Origin of the sequence: Fodinibius salicampi, assembly GCF_039545095.1 — a bacterium.
GTDB lineage: Bacteria > Bacteroidota > Rhodothermia > Balneolales > Balneolaceae > Fodinibius > Fodinibius salicampi.
Map to the genome: position 1 here is coordinate 12284 of NZ_BAABRS010000003.1, position 16784 is coordinate 29067.

13 protein-coding genes are annotated in these 16784 nt (G+C 42.8%); 11 read left to right on the forward strand and 2 right to left on the reverse strand.

Annotation, left to right across the window (positions count from 1 at the left end; translation table 11 throughout):
* Positions 1 to 126 precede the first annotated feature (126 nt).
* From ABEB05_RS11190 to ABEB05_RS11200, 3 genes are read left to right on the forward strand one after another with little or no spacing between them, the layout of a single operon-like run.
* On the forward strand, positions 127 to 1230 hold the full coding sequence (locus ABEB05_RS11190) for a type III polyketide synthase (protein ID WP_265790163.1): 1104 nt from the start codon (positions 127 to 129) through the stop codon (positions 1228 to 1230).
* 6 nt (positions 1231 to 1236) lie between these two features.
* Positions 1237 to 1932: a methyltransferase domain-containing protein gene (locus ABEB05_RS11195; RefSeq protein ID WP_265790164.1), complete on the forward strand. Its 696-nt coding sequence runs from the start codon at positions 1237 to 1239 to the stop codon at positions 1930 to 1932.
* Entirely contained in the window at positions 1925 to 3091 is a 1167-nt protein-coding gene (locus tag ABEB05_RS11200; RefSeq protein WP_265790165.1) for an FAD-dependent oxidoreductase, read from the forward strand. The genes ABEB05_RS11195 and ABEB05_RS11200 overlap by 8 nt, the downstream gene beginning before the upstream one ends.
* Positions 3092 to 3099: 8 nt before the next feature.
* Here ABEB05_RS11200 and ABEB05_RS11205 read toward each other — a convergent pair whose 3' ends face one another.
* Positions 3100 to 4263, reverse strand: coding sequence for a histidine kinase dimerization/phosphoacceptor domain -containing protein (locus ABEB05_RS11205; protein WP_265790166.1), 1164 nt, complete (start codon positions 4261 to 4263; stop codon positions 3100 to 3102).
* A gap of 197 nt (positions 4264 to 4460) precedes the next feature.
* Complete coding sequence (acnA, locus tag ABEB05_RS11210; protein ID WP_265790167.1) at positions 4461 to 7178, reverse strand: aconitate hydratase AcnA; 2718 nt, start codon at positions 7176 to 7178, stop codon at positions 4461 to 4463.
* A gap of 360 nt (positions 7179 to 7538) precedes the next feature.
* Between acnA and rplM the strand changes: the two genes are divergently transcribed.
* From rplM to ABEB05_RS11250, 8 genes are all read left to right on the forward strand, one after another.
* Positions 7539 to 7982, forward strand: coding sequence for a 50S ribosomal protein L13 (gene rplM, locus ABEB05_RS11215; RefSeq protein WP_265790168.1), 444 nt, complete (start codon positions 7539 to 7541; stop codon positions 7980 to 7982).
* Positions 7983 to 7988: 6 nt separating this feature from the next.
* Entirely contained in the window at positions 7989 to 8375 is a 387-nt protein-coding gene (rpsI, locus tag ABEB05_RS11220; RefSeq protein WP_265790169.1) for a 30S ribosomal protein S9, read from the forward strand.
* Positions 8376 to 8533: 158 nt separating this feature from the next.
* Positions 8534 to 9373 (forward strand): 30S ribosomal protein S2, encoded by an 840-nt coding sequence (gene rpsB, locus ABEB05_RS11225; RefSeq protein WP_265790171.1) that lies wholly within the window; start codon positions 8534 to 8536, stop codon positions 9371 to 9373.
* Positions 9374 to 9428: 55 nt separating this feature from the next.
* Entirely contained in the window at positions 9429 to 10262 is an 834-nt protein-coding gene (tsf, locus tag ABEB05_RS11230; RefSeq protein WP_265790173.1) for a translation elongation factor Ts, read from the forward strand.
* 130 nt (positions 10263 to 10392) lie between these two features.
* Positions 10393 to 11118 carry a UMP kinase gene (pyrH, locus tag ABEB05_RS11235; RefSeq protein ID WP_265790175.1) on the forward strand — a complete coding sequence of 242 codons (726 nt, stop codon included), beginning with the start codon at positions 10393 to 10395 and terminating at the stop codon, positions 11116 to 11118.
* A 64-nt stretch (positions 11119 to 11182) separates the two neighbouring features.
* The gene (gene frr, locus ABEB05_RS11240) at positions 11183 to 11752 is read left to right on the forward strand and encodes a ribosome recycling factor (protein WP_265790177.1); all 570 of its coding nucleotides are present in this window, start codon (positions 11183 to 11185) and stop codon (positions 11750 to 11752) included.
* A gap of 177 nt (positions 11753 to 11929) precedes the next feature.
* On the forward strand, positions 11930 to 15451 hold the full coding sequence (smc, locus tag ABEB05_RS11245; RefSeq protein WP_265790179.1) for a chromosome segregation protein SMC: 3522 nt from the start codon (positions 11930 to 11932) through the stop codon (positions 15449 to 15451).
* Between the two features lie 102 nt (positions 15452 to 15553).
* A complete protein-coding gene (locus ABEB05_RS11250; protein ID WP_265790181.1) occupies positions 15554 to 16744 on the forward strand; it encodes a BspA family leucine-rich repeat surface protein in 1191 nt (396 codons plus the stop codon).
* Positions 16745 to 16784: the final 40 nt, after the last annotated feature.

A 16784-nucleotide genomic window follows, 5' to 3' on the forward strand; every position in this document is an offset into this window, starting at 1 on the left:
AAAAACTTACTCTCCTATCCTTCTCTGAGTTCCTATTCCAAAAGAGATTAGGATTTTGGAATGTTTTGCGGCAACTTCAGGTATATGTATACCTAAGCATCGTCTCATTAAATAATAGTTCAATAGATGGCGGCCTATATTCACAATATCGCAACCGTTGTGCCCGAGCAATCCTATCCCCAGAGCTTTTTACGGGAGAAGATGAAAAAGTATGTTGCAACTCGTGATGCTTCCCAAAAAATTATCCACAGAATCTATTCCAAATCAGGGATTGATAAACGTCACACCATAATTAATGATTTTAATACCAAGGGGAAGCCCCCTGTCTTCTTTCAGGAAGATGGTTCTTTCTCATCCCCTTCTACCGGTATTCGTAACGATCTTTATATTAAAAAAGCCAAACCGCTTTTTGTTGAAACTGCCCGTAAAACAATCAATCAAAATACTACGATCAGTAAATCAGATATCACTCATATTATTACCGTTTCATGCACGGGCTTCTTTGCTCCCGAACCGGGTTTTGAAATCATTAAACAATTAGGGCTTCCGCCCTCTACCGAACGGTATCATTTGGGATTCATGGGTTGTTTCGCCGCATTTCCGGCTATGAAAATGGCTCAGTCATTTTGTCAATCTCAGTCGGATGCCACGGTTCTTGTCGTCTGCCTGGAACTTTGCTCTCTCCATCTTCAATCTTCTGAAACCACCGACCAGCTTATTTCTGCCTCCGTCTTTGCCGACGGTGCAGCCGGGATAATTATCACGGGCAGAAAACCAAATAACAAATGCTTCCAACTGAATCAGTTTTCAACTGCTACGGCCCGTGAAACAGAGCAGGATATGGCCTGGACCATTGGCGATACGGGATTTGATATGGTATTATCGAGCTATGTACCTGAACTGATCAGATCTAATCTCCGAGATGCCACTCAACCACTTTTTGAAGACTTTAAAATCAACCGTAATGATATTTACGACTGGGCCATCCATCCGGGTGGCCGGGCGATCCTCGACAAGATAGAAGAGGAGTTTAATCTACAGGAAAAGCAGCTTAAATATTCACGTAAAATATTGGCCAACTACGGGAATATGAGCAGTGCCACCATTCTGTTCGTGCTTGCCGAGTTACTCGCTGATCCTGAGAAAATAAACCGCTCTAAAATTCTTGCCATGGCTTTTGGTCCGGGACTAACCATTGAAAGTGCCCTGATAACAAAAATAACGAGCTGAACACGAATGCCTTATTTTCTTTCATCTCGCAACAGCGAAAGCCAGGAATTGATGGATAACCCTAATTGTGATCAGATAACCCTTTACAATACCTATAAACAGTTCCGTAAAATAAACACCCTTATTGCGCAGTGGAAGAGAGTCTATCGAAAAGAACTTCGGCCCTATCTTCAGACTAAGCCGCAAGGACATATTTTGGATATCGGATTTGGAGGTGGAGACATTCCCCTAAAGCTGGCAAAGTGGGCTGGTGAAGATCAGCTAAATATTCATATTACCGCTATAGATACTGACGAGCGGGCTCTCAACTATGTACATCAGCTACAAGTTCCTGATAACATTACATTTATCCAGTGTTCACCATCTGATCTGATAAAAAACGGCAATCAATATGATTTTGTGATTTCTAACCACCTCCTTCATCATATTCCTTCAGAGAAACTGCATAATATCCTATCCAAAGCTCGACAATTAAGCCGATATGGGGTTCTTTTTAATGATATTCGACGCAGCGATATTGGCTACATGCTGTTCAACATGTTTGCCCGGCCTTTTTTTCAAAATTCATATATTGTGCAGGATGGACTTACCTCTATCAAAAGAAGTTATACCTATGAAGAACTCCGAGACGTGATCCCTCCGGGTTGGAAGGTGAATAAACTTTTTCCCTATCGGCTTTTGCTAAATTACTACCATGAATAACTCCGTTTCTACATATCCTGTAGTAATTGTCGGTGGCGGACCCGTTGGACTTTTTTTAGGGATCTGCCTCGAACAAGCAGGCATAAAGTGTCGAATTCTTGAGAAACAATCAACACCAAACAATCACCCCCGGGCATTGGGCATTCACCCTCCCTCTCTCGAAATCTTTAAATCTTTAGGAATTCACAAATTATTCATAGAAAAAGGCATAAAAATCAGGCAGGGACATGCGTTCGCGAATAGTAAGAAAATTGGATCACTTTCTTTCGAGAAATGTCCGAAGCCCTTCAATTATGTGCTTTCCCTGCCCCAAAACAAGACGGAAGAAATTCTTGAGCATCATTTGAATCAACTTAATACCAACACGTTGGTCCGTAAAGCTTCAGTCCTCGACTTTTCCAAAGAGCATAATTACCTAGAGATTATATATAAAAAAGATGGGCAATACAAAACGGTAAGAGCAAACTTCCTGGTCGGATGTGATGGAAAGGAGAGTATTGTTCGTAAGAACATGGGCGTATCATTTAAAGGGAAATCTTATCCAGATACCTATGTAATGGGTGATTTTACGGAAAATACCACTTTTGGAAATGACGCCGCTATATTTCTTTGTAAAGAAGGACTCATAGAGTCTTTCCCTCTTCCTGAAAACCGGCGCCGTTGGGTTGTAAAAACAGAGCAATACCAATCATCAAATCATCGGCGAGTTATTGAACGGGCTGTCTCACTGCGGATAGACCACTCCCTTTCCCCTACTGACCACTTTATGCTAAGCAGTTTTGGTGTTGAAAAACGACATGCACAATCCATGTTTAAAAAAGAAATTCTTTTAGCGGGAGATGCCGCTCATATAGTTAGTCCAATCGGTGGGCAGGGCATGAATTTAGGTTGGCTGGGCGCCTGGGATCTAAGCAAATGCCTGGAACAAATAATCTTGTATCAACAACCGGCTGATACAAAATTAGAGGCCTTTGAAAATAGACGCATAAAAGCAATGCAGAACGCCATTAACCGAAGTGAATTTAATATGTGGCTGGGCAGAAAAACACAATATCCTAAAATTAGAAATGGAGTAGTAAAAATCATGCTTAATACCCCATTCTCCTCTCTGATGGCCCGGCTATTTACGATGCGTGGAATCCAGCGTTGGATTATATAACTACTCTATTATCGCGCAAATTTTAAAACACAGCGTGTTCCGCCATTATTCTCAAATTCAATAGTCCCATCTAACCGATCAGCCAGGGCTTTGACAACCCAACCTCCCATCGACTCTCCTCTATTTACTTTGAAATTGTCTCCAATTCCTTTACCATTATCCGATACTACAATCTTGATAATGCCCTCCCCATTTTCTCTAACCCGAACATTTATTCTTCCACCCTCCATTGACGTAAAGGCATGTTTATAGGCATTGAGGATAAGCTCATTTAAAATAAGTCCGCAATTCATTGCCCGCTCAGAACCTATCACAATCGGATCCGCATCAACATTAATAAAAATTTCTTCTTTTTTACCAGCTAAAGTATTGTTTATCTGCTGGGATAATTTTTTAAAATAAGTTCCCAGCTCAATCTTCCCTGTAGCTCCTATCTGGTAAAGCAAACTATGTACCTGGGTAATCGATTTTATACGTGAACAGGTATTTTGTAGAGCCTCAATAGCAAGCTCATCCTCTATTTTTGGCAAATCCATTTCAATTAGCGAGGTGATCGTAGAAAGGTTGTTTTTTAAGCGGTGGTGGATTTCTGTCATCAACACCTTTTGCTCTTTCAGTCGGTTATACAAATTTTCATACTCCCTTTTCGAATCTATACCCTGAGCCAAAAAACGAGCAAGAATTTCAAGTGAATTGATAGCCTCATCAATAAAAGGTCCACTTTCCCTGTTATTTGCAAGCAATAATACTCCTACCGACCGATCGCCAATCAATAAAGGGAGGGCAGCTATATTATGGAAAGAATCGGAAACGTTGTTACTCCCATTTAACTCCAAACTACCATATAAGTTATTGGTATAATAGGTACGTTTGTTCTCTAAAACCCATTCGGCAATAGCCCTCTGCGTAGGATAGGGCCACCCTTCATTTATTGAATACCCATCCGTATAGGTGGTCTCAATCAGCTCTCCTGTCTGCGGATTAATTAAAAGCAGGTTTCCCACATCCGCATCCAAAATTAATTTAGAAGCGCGAATTCCCTCATTTATAATGGCCGAAAGGCTTTCACTTCGACCGATTTTATCCATGCTTTTTTGCAAGAACTGCATCCTATCTGCCGATTTCAGGTCAGGTAGGGTTACAATTTCCCCTTGCTCATCTAGTTTAAACATAACTGTTTCCCCTCACAGTTTTTTCTCTATTTCCTATTTTTCATCTCTCGATTGTGAGGTACTTAACACTTTTTCAGAAAAACTAAAAGGGAATTTCACAATATTAAAAACTTATAACCAAAAGGGATGATAAAAAAAGCCCGGCCAAAAAAGCCGGGCTTTAGAAAGAGTGAATTATCTATATTATTAATGATCCCTTAGCCATGTTCCTTTTCAGCTCTGTGATAATCACGCAATACATAATGGAGTATCCCTCCATTGCGATAGTAATCAATCTCTACCGGTGTATCGATGCGGCATACAGCTTCAAAAGAAATAGTTTCCCCATTATCTTTTTTCGCTTCTACCGGCACCACATCACGTGGCTGCAGATCATCTGACACATCTATACTGAATACTTCAGAACCATCCAGTCCTAACGTATCTGCAGATTCAGCCTCTTTAAACTGAAGCGGCAGAACACCCATTCCTACCAGATTTGATCGGTGGATACGCTCGTAGGAAGTGGCAATTACAGCTTCAACTCCTAACAGGATGGTGCCTTTGGCTGCCCAGTCGCGGGATGAACCCGTACCATACTGGTCTCCTGCAAGCGCGATAAGGGGAGTATCATCTTCTTTATAACGCATGGCTGCATCATAAATAGTGGTAATCTCATCGTCAGGGAAGTATTTTGTATATCCTCCCTCAGTACCCGGGGCTAACTGATTCTTAAACCGAACATTCGCGAAGGTTCCCCGTGTCATAACCCGATCATTTCCCCGGCGCGAACCGTAGGAATTGAAGGCAGCCGGTTCCACTCCATTTTCAATCAGATATTGTCCCGCCGGAGTGTCAATGCCAATATTTCCAGCCGGAGAAATATGGTCAGTCGTAATAGAATCCCCTACCTTGACAAGTGCCCGAGCTCCCTTAATAGGAGTGATGGGATCCGGATCTTCTCCCATGCCTACAAAGAAAGGAGGCTCCTGAATATAGGTAGACTCATCTTTCCATTCATAAAGCTCTCCGCCTCCAACAGGAATTGCATCCCACTCTTCAGATTTAAAGATGTCGCCATACTGCTTCTCAAAAAGTTCAGGACGGATAGCACTATCCAGATGTTCCGCGATTTCTTCGGAGGTCGGCCAAATATCTTTGAGGTATACATCATTACCATTCTTATCCTGACCAATAGGCTCGTGCTCTAAATCAATATCCACGGTACCAGCCAGAGCATAGGCGACCACTAGGGGTGGAGATGCCAGATAATTTGCTTTTACATAGGGATGAATACGCCCTTCAAAGTTCCGGTTTCCGGAAAGCACCCCAGCTACAATCAAATCACCTTCTTTGACAGCTGATTCCACTGCCGGCGGCAATGGACCCGAATTACCGATGCAGGTAGTGCATCCGTAGCCAACCAGGTTAAAACCCAGCTGATCCATATAATCCGTCAGCCCTGCTTCTTCAAGGTAATCTGTAACAACGCGGGAACCCGGAGCCAAAGAAGTCTTCACATAAGGCGGAACCTGAAGACCTTTTTCAAGTGCCTTCTTCGCTACAATTCCAGCACCCAGCATTACGCTTGGATTTGAAGTATTTGTACAGGATGTAATAGCAGCAATAACCACATCTCCGTGCGTCATCTCTATTTCCTGTCCATTTTTAAACGTTCCCTTATTAGCCAGTTGCTTCTGCTCCAGATTGAAACCCATCGTAGGATCATCACTGGTAAGGCTACTTTCAAAAGTTTTCTTCATATTTGGCAACGTAATCCGATCATGCGGAAGCTTCGGCCCGGCCAGAGACGTTTCCACATCGCCCAGATCAAGCTCCAGCGTATCCGAATATTCCGGTTCCGGTGAATCAGGCGTATGGAACAATCCCTGAGCACGCATATAATTCTCAATAAGTTCGACGTGCTGCTCATCGCGACCGGTACGGCGCATGTATCGCATGGCTTCACTGTCCATTGGGAAGAAACCCATGGTAGCCCCGTACTCGGGCGACATATTAGCAATAGTTGCGCGATCCGGAAGACTCATATTTTGGAGTCCTTCTCCATAAAATTCAACAAACTTACCGACCACTCCATGACGTCGTAACATCTGGGTAACCGTTAATGTTAAATCCGTAGCCGTAATACCTTCGCGCAGCTCACCGGTTAATTTCATTCCTACTACTTCCGGCACAAGCATATGGATAGGCTGACCAAGCATAGCAGCTTCGGCTTCGATTCCACCTACGCCCCAGCCCAGGATACCCAGACCGTTAATCATAGTAGTATGCGAATCGGTTCCTACCAAAGTATCGGGGAATACGACGGTTGAGCCATCTTCCTCGGTACGGGTAAAGACCCCCTGTGCGAGGTACTCTAGATTCACCTGGTGTACAATTCCACGACCCGGAGGTACCACCCGGAAATTATCAAACGCTTTCTGTCCCCATTTTAAAAACTCATAACGCTCGCGATTACGCTCAAATTCCTTTTCCACGTTATGCATAAAGGCATACTCTTCACCAAAGGTATCTACCTGAACCGAATGGTCAATTACCAAATCGACGGGCACCTGCGGATTTATAGACTGTGGATTACCCCCCATGCGATCCATGGCCGATCGGAGTGCAGCCAAATCAACAACAGCGGGTACGCCCGTAAAGTCCTGCAGTACTACCCGTGACGGTTTATATGGGATCTCCCCTTCCGGATTTTTAGCATTATAATTAGCCAACAGTTCAACATCTTTGTCTGTAATGACAAAATCATCGTGTTCGCGAAGTACCGACTCCAACAAAATCCGAATGGAAAATGGTAATTTGCTGATGTTTTCGTATCCGTGATCTTCCAGCTTCTTCAAGCTATATAGCTGGGCTTTGCCGGAACCGGTATCAAAAGTTTTTTTGGTATCCTGAAATTTATTTGTGGTGCTCATCGGTTCTGAGGTATTTAGATTAATCCGTTATTTTATTCTAAAATGGTTGATTTTTGCTCTTGAAAAATTAACATTTTTATTCCAGAATATCTTGGTGAATTGTTTATTTAAGATAATTTTCTATTAAACTATTTATAAATAAGAGAGAGGGGATCTAAAGTCTCCCTTGGAAGTAATCAATTTATGTAAATATGAGTTCAACTAATTCTATTAGTGATCCTTATTGAAGAAAAACTTTTTGTTACTGACCAACATATTGACAGTATAAGTTTTATTTAAAATTTTCTCGTTGCAAATGGATTCAAATAAGCCTATTTTGCGAAACTTCATACAAAAGCAATTTCTAAACAAGTTTTAACCGTGGATACTAATAGTTACAAGACCTACTCTCCTAAAGCGAGTGATATTGATAAGAAATGGGTTCTTGTTGATGCCGAGGGGCATTCTCTCGGACGCGTTGCCACCAAGGTAGCAACTTACTTGCGAGGCAAGCACAAGCCCGAATTTTCTCCGCATATGGATACTGGTGATAATGTTGTAGTTATCAATGCCGCTAAAGTTGAATTGACCGGCAATAAGCTACAACAAAAAGAATATTTTCGATATACCGGTTATCCTGGAGGAGAACGATTCACTTCCGCTGAGGATATGATGGATCATGATCCTACATTCCTTATTAAGAATGCAGTAAAAGGAATGCTACCGAAGAATAAATTGTCTAGCAAATTGATGACAAATCTTCGGATATATGCTGGTCCCGTTCATGAACAAGAAGCACAACAACCTGAAAAAATCGAGCTTTAATTACGCATGGCACAGAAAAATTTCATCGGAAGAAGAAAGACTTCTACTGCGCGGTTGTACATACAGCCGGGTTCAGGAGAATTTGTCGTAAACAAGCGATCGTTGGAGGATTACTTTTGCACCAAGGCACACCAGAATGTTGCCTCACTTCCACTTGATGTAACCGAATCGGAAGGACAATTTGACATCAAGGTAACAGTGCGTGGCGGCGGTATTACCGGACAGTCCGGTGCTATACAGCACGCATTAGCACGAGCCCTTGACGATCACAACGAAGAATGGCATGACGTGTTAAAAGCCCATGATCTTCTTACTCGTGATGACCGCATGGTCGAGCGTAAAAAGTACGGACAGCCTGGTGCTCGCAAGAAATTCCAGTTCTCCAAGCGTTAACCTACTGCAACACGCACAACTTTCTTCTTACCAACGTAACACTCTTTAATATCACACATACGCAGCGACTCAGTGCGCCGAGTGTCCGCCAACGTGCGGATTAGCGCCGGGTACGACCTGCGTAGAGGACTAACTCAAACACAAATTCATATCAAATTATGCCCACTACACCTGATCTAGATACCTTATTGAAATCCGGTGCCCATTTTGGACACCTTACCCGCCGATGGAATCCCAAAATGAAGGAATATATCTTCATGGAGCGAAACGGGATTCACATCATCGATCTTAAAAAAACACAGAAATTTTTCCAGGAAGCGCTGGATCAAGTTACCAGGCTTTCACGCTCTGGAAAGACGATCCTTTTTGTAGGAACTAAAAAGCAAGCACAGGATATAGTTAAAACTGAAGCTATCCGATGCGGTATGCCTTTTATTACGCACCGCTGGCTGGGAGGCATGCTCACCAATTTTTCCACGGTTAAAAAGAGCATTTCCCGGATGGAAGAGATTGACCGTATGAGTGAAGACGGGACTTTTGAGGAGCTTACCAAGAAAGAAGCACTTATGCTTGAGCGGGAACAGGAAAAGCTGGAGCAAACGCTTGGGGGCATCGCCAATATGGGTCACTTACCCGGCGCTGTCTTTGTCGTAGATACAATTAAAGAGGATATTGCCGTAAATGAAGCGGTTAAGCTTAATATCCCGATTATTGCTATGGTTGATACCAATAGTGATCCTGATATCCCGGATTACATTATACCCTGCAACGACGATTCGGCACGGACTATTCAATTGGTCGCCTCTGCTATAGCCGATGCTATTATTGAGGGGAATGCTGCCCGAGAAGCACAGAATGAAGAAGAACTGCTTGAAGAAGCTGCGGAAAATGCCAAAAAAGCTGAAGAAGAAGTTAAAGTAAAGAAAAAAGCTACAGGCAAACGACGTTCCCGCCGCAAGGATAAAAAAGAAGAAGCCGCATCAGACGAAGAAGAATAGTCGGCATCTATTATATATAAACTTTAATTACAAATTAATAAAAGCGTAACTGAACATGAGCATTTCTGCCAAGGAGGTCAAAGAACTACGTGAACAAACCGGGGCTGGCATGATGGATTGCAAAAAGGCCCTTCAAGATGCAGATGGAGATTTTGACAAAGCAATTGAAATCCTTCGTAAAAAAGGACAAAAGCTTTCCGAAAAACGTGCCGATCGCGAAGCTAATCAGGGCCTTATCGTAACGCGTCTCAGCGATGACGGTAGCAAGGCTTCTGCCCTTGAAATAAATTGTGAAACTGACTTTGTAGCTCGTAACGAAGATTTCCAGAATCGAGCCGAGCAGTTCCTGAATCTCGCTTTTGAAAATGAGGTCGACTCTGTTGATGAACTTCTGGAGCTGGAGATTGACGGACTTTCAGTAGCTGATCACCTCAAAGACATGGTTGGGAAGATTGGTGAAAAAATTAAAATTAATCGTGTTATCTACACTGAATCTGAAGGCCAATATATTTCTTATATCCATCCCGGCAATCAACTGGGCGTTTTAGTGGAATTTGAGGGTGAAATTGATAATGAAGATATCGGTCGTGACATAGCCATGCAGGTTGCGGCTATGAATCCCCTTGCGGTAAATAGAGACGGAGTGGATAGCTCTGTTGTTGAGCAAGAACTTGATATTGCCAAAGAACAACTGCTCAATGAAGGTAAATCTGAAGAGATTGCCGAAAAAGCTGCCCAGGGAAAACTTCGGCGATTTTACGAGGAACGTGTCTTACTGGAACAGAAATTTGTTAAAGACAACAGCAAGACTGTTAAAGCTTACCTCGAAGAAAACGGGATCCCGTTGGTGAAATCATTTCACCGGCTTCAGCTTGGCGAAGAATCGTAAACATATCGACTCTCAAAAAAGGCTACCAATTTGGTAGCCTTTTTTTTATGCTTAAGAGATTATAAGCTTTGATTGATTAAAGGATATATCACATCGAAACACAGAATATATAAAACAGGATCATAAAACAGTGGGAAAAGATTATCAGCGCATTTTACTTAAAATAAGTGGAGAAGCACTGTTAGGAGAACAGGGACATGGAATTGACGGTGATATCTTAACGCAATATGCAAATGAGATTAAAGCAGCCCATGCCGAAGGGTATGAAGTGTCGGTTGTAGTTGGAGGCGGCAATATTTTTCGAGGCGTTAAAGGAGCTACGGAAGGTATGGACCGAGTTCAGGGAGACTATATGGGTATGCTGGCTACAATGATTAATAGTATGGCCCTGCAAGATGCCCTGGAGCGCAAAGGCGTACATACCCGTCTTATGTCAGCGATCCGGATGGAAGAAGTGGCTGAACCCTATATCCGACGAAGAGCTATTCGTCACCTCGAAAAAGGGCGGGTTGTTATCTTTGGAGCAGGAACCGGCAACCCCTATTTTACGACAGATACAGCTGCTTCGCTCCGCGCTATCGAAATTGAAGCTGATGTCATACTTAAAGGTACCCGTGTTGACGGTATCTTCGATTCCGATCCTGAAAAAAATCCCGATGCCGAAAAATTTCCCACCATCACGGGTGAAGAAGTCCTTGAAAAAAGGCTTTCCATAATGGACTTAACTGCATTTACACTTTGTCGGGAGAATGAGACCCCAATTATTGTCTTCAACATGAATATTGTAGGGAACCTTTCAAAAGTTTTAAATGGTGAAGAAGGCGTCGGGTCAACGGTGGTTTGGGAAGATTCATAGATTTCTTAAATTCATTTTTGATATTAATACAAGTAACTTAATTACTAAAAAGAGCTGACGTATTATGATACCACCAGTGTTACAATCCATTATCGACGATGCCGACAAACAAATGAAAGAGGCAGTTTCCTATTATAAAAAAGAACTATCCCGTATTCGTGCCGGAAAAGCCCAGCCTGCTTTGCTCGACGGGGTCAAAGTAGATTATTATGGGTCGAAAACTCCTCTAAACCAGCTGGCCAATGTTAGTGCACCGGAGGCACGGTTACTAACGGTACAACCTTTTGATAAATCTGCCATGGAAGATATAGAGAAGGCTATTATGTCTGCTGGTCTTGGACTCAATCCCAATAACGATGGAAATATTATCCGTATCCCGCTTCCAATATTATCAGAAGAGCGTCGTAAAGAATTGGTTAAGCGCGTGAAGGATATTGCCGAAGATACCCGCATTTCGATTCGCAATACCCGCCGCGATGCCAATGACGAAATAAAAAAGAAGGTTGAAAAAGAATCATTGCCTGAAGATTCCAAATTTGAGTCGGAAGAAGAGATTCAATCCATAACAGACAAGCACACAGAAACAGTAGACAAACTTCTGGAAAAGAAGAAAGAAGAAATAATGACTGTTTAGTTTAGTATATGCAATTTACTCTAATTTCATCTTTTTATACTACACGCTAGCAATAGTAGTATATTCACTATTTATAATCTAATAACGGCTACGACAATAAATTTGGGTAGTATTTAAACCGTTATAGATATAACTGTTGCCTTTAGTTTGTTACTTGTCATTCTTAGTTGATATCGAATGTATATATCTGAACTGGAACTTCAGGGTTTTAAAAGTTTTGCCTATAAAACAAGTGTCTCTTTTGACAAGGGAATTACCGCTATTGTAGGACCCAACGGGTGCGGAAAATCCAATATTGTGGATGCGATGCGCTGGGTATTGGGAGAACAGCGTCCTACCCTCTTGCGCTCCTCCAGCATGTCTAGCGTTATTTTTAACGGTACGGCTCAAAAAAACGCCTTGGGAATGGCTGAGGTATCGCTGACGCTGGTTAATAACAAGGGTCTCCTCCCTACCGAATATAACGAAGTTACGATCTCACGACGGCTGTATCGCTCCGGGGAGAGCGAGTACCTTATCAATGGGACGACGTGCCGTCTGAAGGATATTACAGAGCTCTTCATGGATACAGGCATGAGTTCGGATGCCTATTCTGTCATTGAGTTGAAAATGGTAGAAGAAATCCTGAATGACAAAAATAACGACCGGCGTAAACTCTTTGAAGAAGCCGCTGGTATCACCCGCTATAAAGAAAAGCGCAAAAAAACCTTCCGAAAACTGGATGATACCCAAAAGGATCTCCAGCGGGTTGAAGACATTCTCTCTGAAGTCCGAAAAAAGACAAAATCTCTTGAGAAGCAGGCTGAAAAGGCTCACAAAGCTAAAAAATACAAAAAGGAGCTGGAACAGCTAGACAAGGCCCTAAATAAGCATGAGTATACCAAAGTACAGGAAGAGCTGGAACCGCTAAAAGAACGTATTGACAATGCGGATAAGGAAAAGAAAGAAATTGTTTCGAAGACTAAAAAACTAGAGCAGGAAGAAGAATCTGCCCGCGAAGCATTAAGTGAAAAAGAGCGAAAGCAGGCCGAAGCACAGCGCCGCGTTAGCCAGCTTCATTCAAAAATCCGGGATACGGAAACCAAGCTAGAGATTACCCGGGAAAAAATAAGTAATGAAAGAAGTGTCATTGAACAATATGACAAGGATATCGAACAGAGTGAAGAAGACTTGGAAGACTTGCGGGAGGCCTTCCAAAGTAACAAACGTAAATTAGATTCCTTTGACACTGATCTGCAAAAAGCTGAAAAAAATCTCAGCGATGCTAAGGAGCAGTACCGTGAAATACAGCGGCAGTATTCCACGGAACGCGAAGAGTTGAACAAACTAGAGAAGGAGTTTACACAAACCAATCAGTCGCTCAACGATCTGCAAACTAAACGAATTAAAATTGAGTCTAAGCTTGAAAATGCCGAGGGAGACCTGATCCGTATCCGGGAAGAGATCGAGGATCTGGAAGATGAAATCGCTAACTTCCGCGGGGAAAAGAAGCTCCAGGCCAAAAAATTGGAAGGCGCAATTAAGGAACGAGACCAACAACAAGAAGAGCTGTTGAAAGCCCGTCAACGGCGTGAAGATTTAAGCCAACAGCAGGATGAGCTGAAGGATCAGATACGCCGTCAAAAAAGCAGTCTGGATTCAGTTGAATCAGAAATATCCCTCCTACAGAATATTGCCGATTCTAATGAAGCCTTTCCTACCAGTGTTCGCTTTCTGCTGGAAGAACAGAGCGACAACTTTGAGCTCATAGAGGTAGTATCAAACCTATTTTCTACGGATGAGGAACACGCCGTTGCCCTTGAAGCGGTTCTTGGAAAAACCCTGAACTATCTGGTCGTTCAATCGCTTGAGGATGCTCGGGAAGCGGCCTCTATCCTTAAAGAGCAGGACAAAGGTCAGGCTACATTCATACCCCTCGACCAACTTTCCGATTCTTATGGAACAGAAACAAATTCTTTGGCAAAGGTCGTAAAAACAGATGACAAATTTGATACATTAAAAGAATTATTACTGGGTAATGTCCTGCTTGTTGATTCAGTTGAGGAAGCTTACAAACAAATTTCAGGCAGTAGAAATACGGGCGTTACCCTGGGTGGTGAAGTGATCACCAGTCAGCAATTTTTACAGAGCGGAAGCAAGGACAAAAACGCCGGCATCCGCGTGGGACTGGAAGACAAGATTTCCAAACTTACTGCTAAAAGAGATAGCATTACTTCTGAGATTGAAGAATCAAATGCAAGGCTTGAAGAGCTTAAAGAAAAATATCAGAGCATTGACCTAAATAAGATTGAGGAACAGCTCAAAGAAAAAGAGCAGCGTGCCAGAACTATTGAAAACGAAATCAATAGCTTTGAGTCTAAAATTCAGATCTATGAAAAAAATATCCGTGAATTAAAGAATCGACGGGAGACGATCATTGAGAATGAGGATGCTGCTCAAGAAGATCTGGATCAGTTGCAACCGCAACAGAAAGAACTCCAGCAAAAGATCAAGCAGCTGCACAAACAGCAACAAGTAAAGAAAGAAACTCTTGAAGAACTGGAAGAAGAACGCTCCATTGCACAAAGCCGGTACAACGATGCTCAACTGAAGCATCAGGACCTTAAAAACAAGGTTGAAAATCATGAGCGCGATATACGAAGGGCTCAGGAAGGGATTAAAAACCTGAAAAAACGGTTGGAGATGCGTTCGGAAAAAAATGAAGAAGCTAAAAAACGTATCAAAAAATACAGTTCTTCTATCGAACAGCTTGAAGAGCAGCTGGAGACCTTAAAAGAGAAAAAACGGGAGGCTGATAAAACACTTGAACAGGCCGAAGAAGCTTCTGGCAAGCAGCGGGGACGAATTAATGAAATTGAAAAAGAATTGAAGGAAGTCCGCCGGCGCAAAGAAGTAAATATGGAGCTGGTACATCACCTGGCAATGGCCAAGGAAAAGTTTGAAATGCAAATCGAGAACCTCTCCGATCATATCTGGGAAACGTATGGAATACTGATGGACCAGGTTGAGGAGAAATTGCCAGAGGATACTGAGCCTGAGGAAGCCAAAAAACGGATTGGTTGGCTAAAGCAGAAACTCAATAAGATCGGTGAAGTGAATCCTTTGGCTATAGAAGAATATGAGGAGGAAAAAGAGCGTCTGGATTTTTATGAAGAACAGGTAGGTGATTTAAACCAAGCCGCTGAAGAGCTGCGGGAAACGATCGATAGGATTAACCAAACAGCTACCAAACGGTTTAATAATACCTTTGAAAAAATACGGGTCAATTTTCAAAAAGTTTTCCATACACTCTTTAATGAAGATGATTATTGCGATTTGCTTATTGATGAAGAAGCAGAAGATCCACTGGAAGCTCAAATCAAGATAAAAGCCAATCCCAAAGGCAAACGCCCCTCCTCCATCAACCAATTATCCGGAGGGGAAAAGACGCTTACTGCCATTGCGCTGCTCTTCGCTATTTACCTTGTAAAGCCTTCGCCTTTCTGCGTACTGGATGAGGTCGACGCCCCCCTTGACGACGCCAATATCGAGCGGTTTTCGGCTATGATAAAGCGTTTTAGTGAAGACACGCAGTTCATTATCATTACTCATAACAAAAAGACGATGAGTAAAGCTGAAATGATGTACGGCGTGACAATGCCCGAGACGGGAATAAGCCGACTGGTAGGCGTCAAGCTAGATGAAGTAGCAGAGGCTTAGAAAAGCTGGGAACAATCAATTCTCATTTCCAGTACGTATTTAAAGAGGCAGATTATTGCCCTCCTTTCATTAATAATTAAAAATAAATTTGCAGGCGAGGTTATGAAAGGGAATATATTTATTCTACTTACAACAATAATATTAACTTTTACTGGTTGTTCTGAACTAACGAAACAATCCGACCAATTCGGTCAGTCGGGCGAAACCGCCCAGTCCAGTCAGACAGTTATCGAAAACGAGACCTTCTACCTGGCCGAGAACGGGGTCACCGTGATCTGCAGTGAGGCCGAGGTCGGCGAGCAGGGCACCGTTGACGGCGTTACCTATACCAAGCGAACTCGGGATCAGATCACCCCGGAGAACGCCGCCACCACCTGCACCAGCGGCATCACGGATATGAGCAGCCTGTTTGAAGATGCCTCATCCTTCAATGAAAATATCGACAGCTGGGATGTCAGCAGTGTCACGAACATGAACCGCATGTTTTATAATGCCTTAGAGTTTAATCAGCCTATCGGAGAATGGGATGTCAGTAATGTTACTGACATGAGCTCCCTGTTTCATCGAGCTTTTTCCTTTGATCAGCACGTTTGCAAATGGGATGTCAGCAGCGCCACTGATATGGAGGCTATGTTTGAAAATGCCAGTGTATTCAACGATGAAATTGAGGGTTGGGACGTCAGTGGCGTAACGGACATGAGCGAGATGTTTTATAATGCCAAGAAATTTAATCAGCCTATAGGTAAGTGGGATCTCAGCAGTGTCACAGATATGAGTGAGATGTTTGCTCATGCCAGGAACTTCAAACATGATATTACAGAATGGGACGTCAGTAATGTGACGGATATGAGCGGGATGTTTCAGTTTTTAGACCACTTCAACCAGGACATCGGCAACTGGAATGTTAGTAACGTAACCGATATGAGCGGCATGTTTCATGAAGCGAATTCCTTCAACCATGACATTGGGGACTGGGATGTCAGTAGTGTCACAAATTTGAGGGCAATGTTTTTCAGCGCCGATTCTTTCAACCAGGATATTGGCAGCTGGGACGTCAGTAGTGTCACTAATATGGCTATTATGTTTTCAAGTGCCTCTTCTTTTAACCAGGATCTTAGCAACTGGGATGTCAGCAGTGTCACCAATATGAGATCAATGTTCCATACAGCTTCTGAATTTAACCAGGACCTCACCGATTGGTGCGTCTCCAACATAACTACCAGGCCTGAAAAATTTTCTGATGAGAGTGCACTGCTTACAGAAAATGAACCGGTCTGGGGCACCTGCCCGTAATAGCTTTTCGTTAAGAGACCTTTACCTATCATCTAGCAGT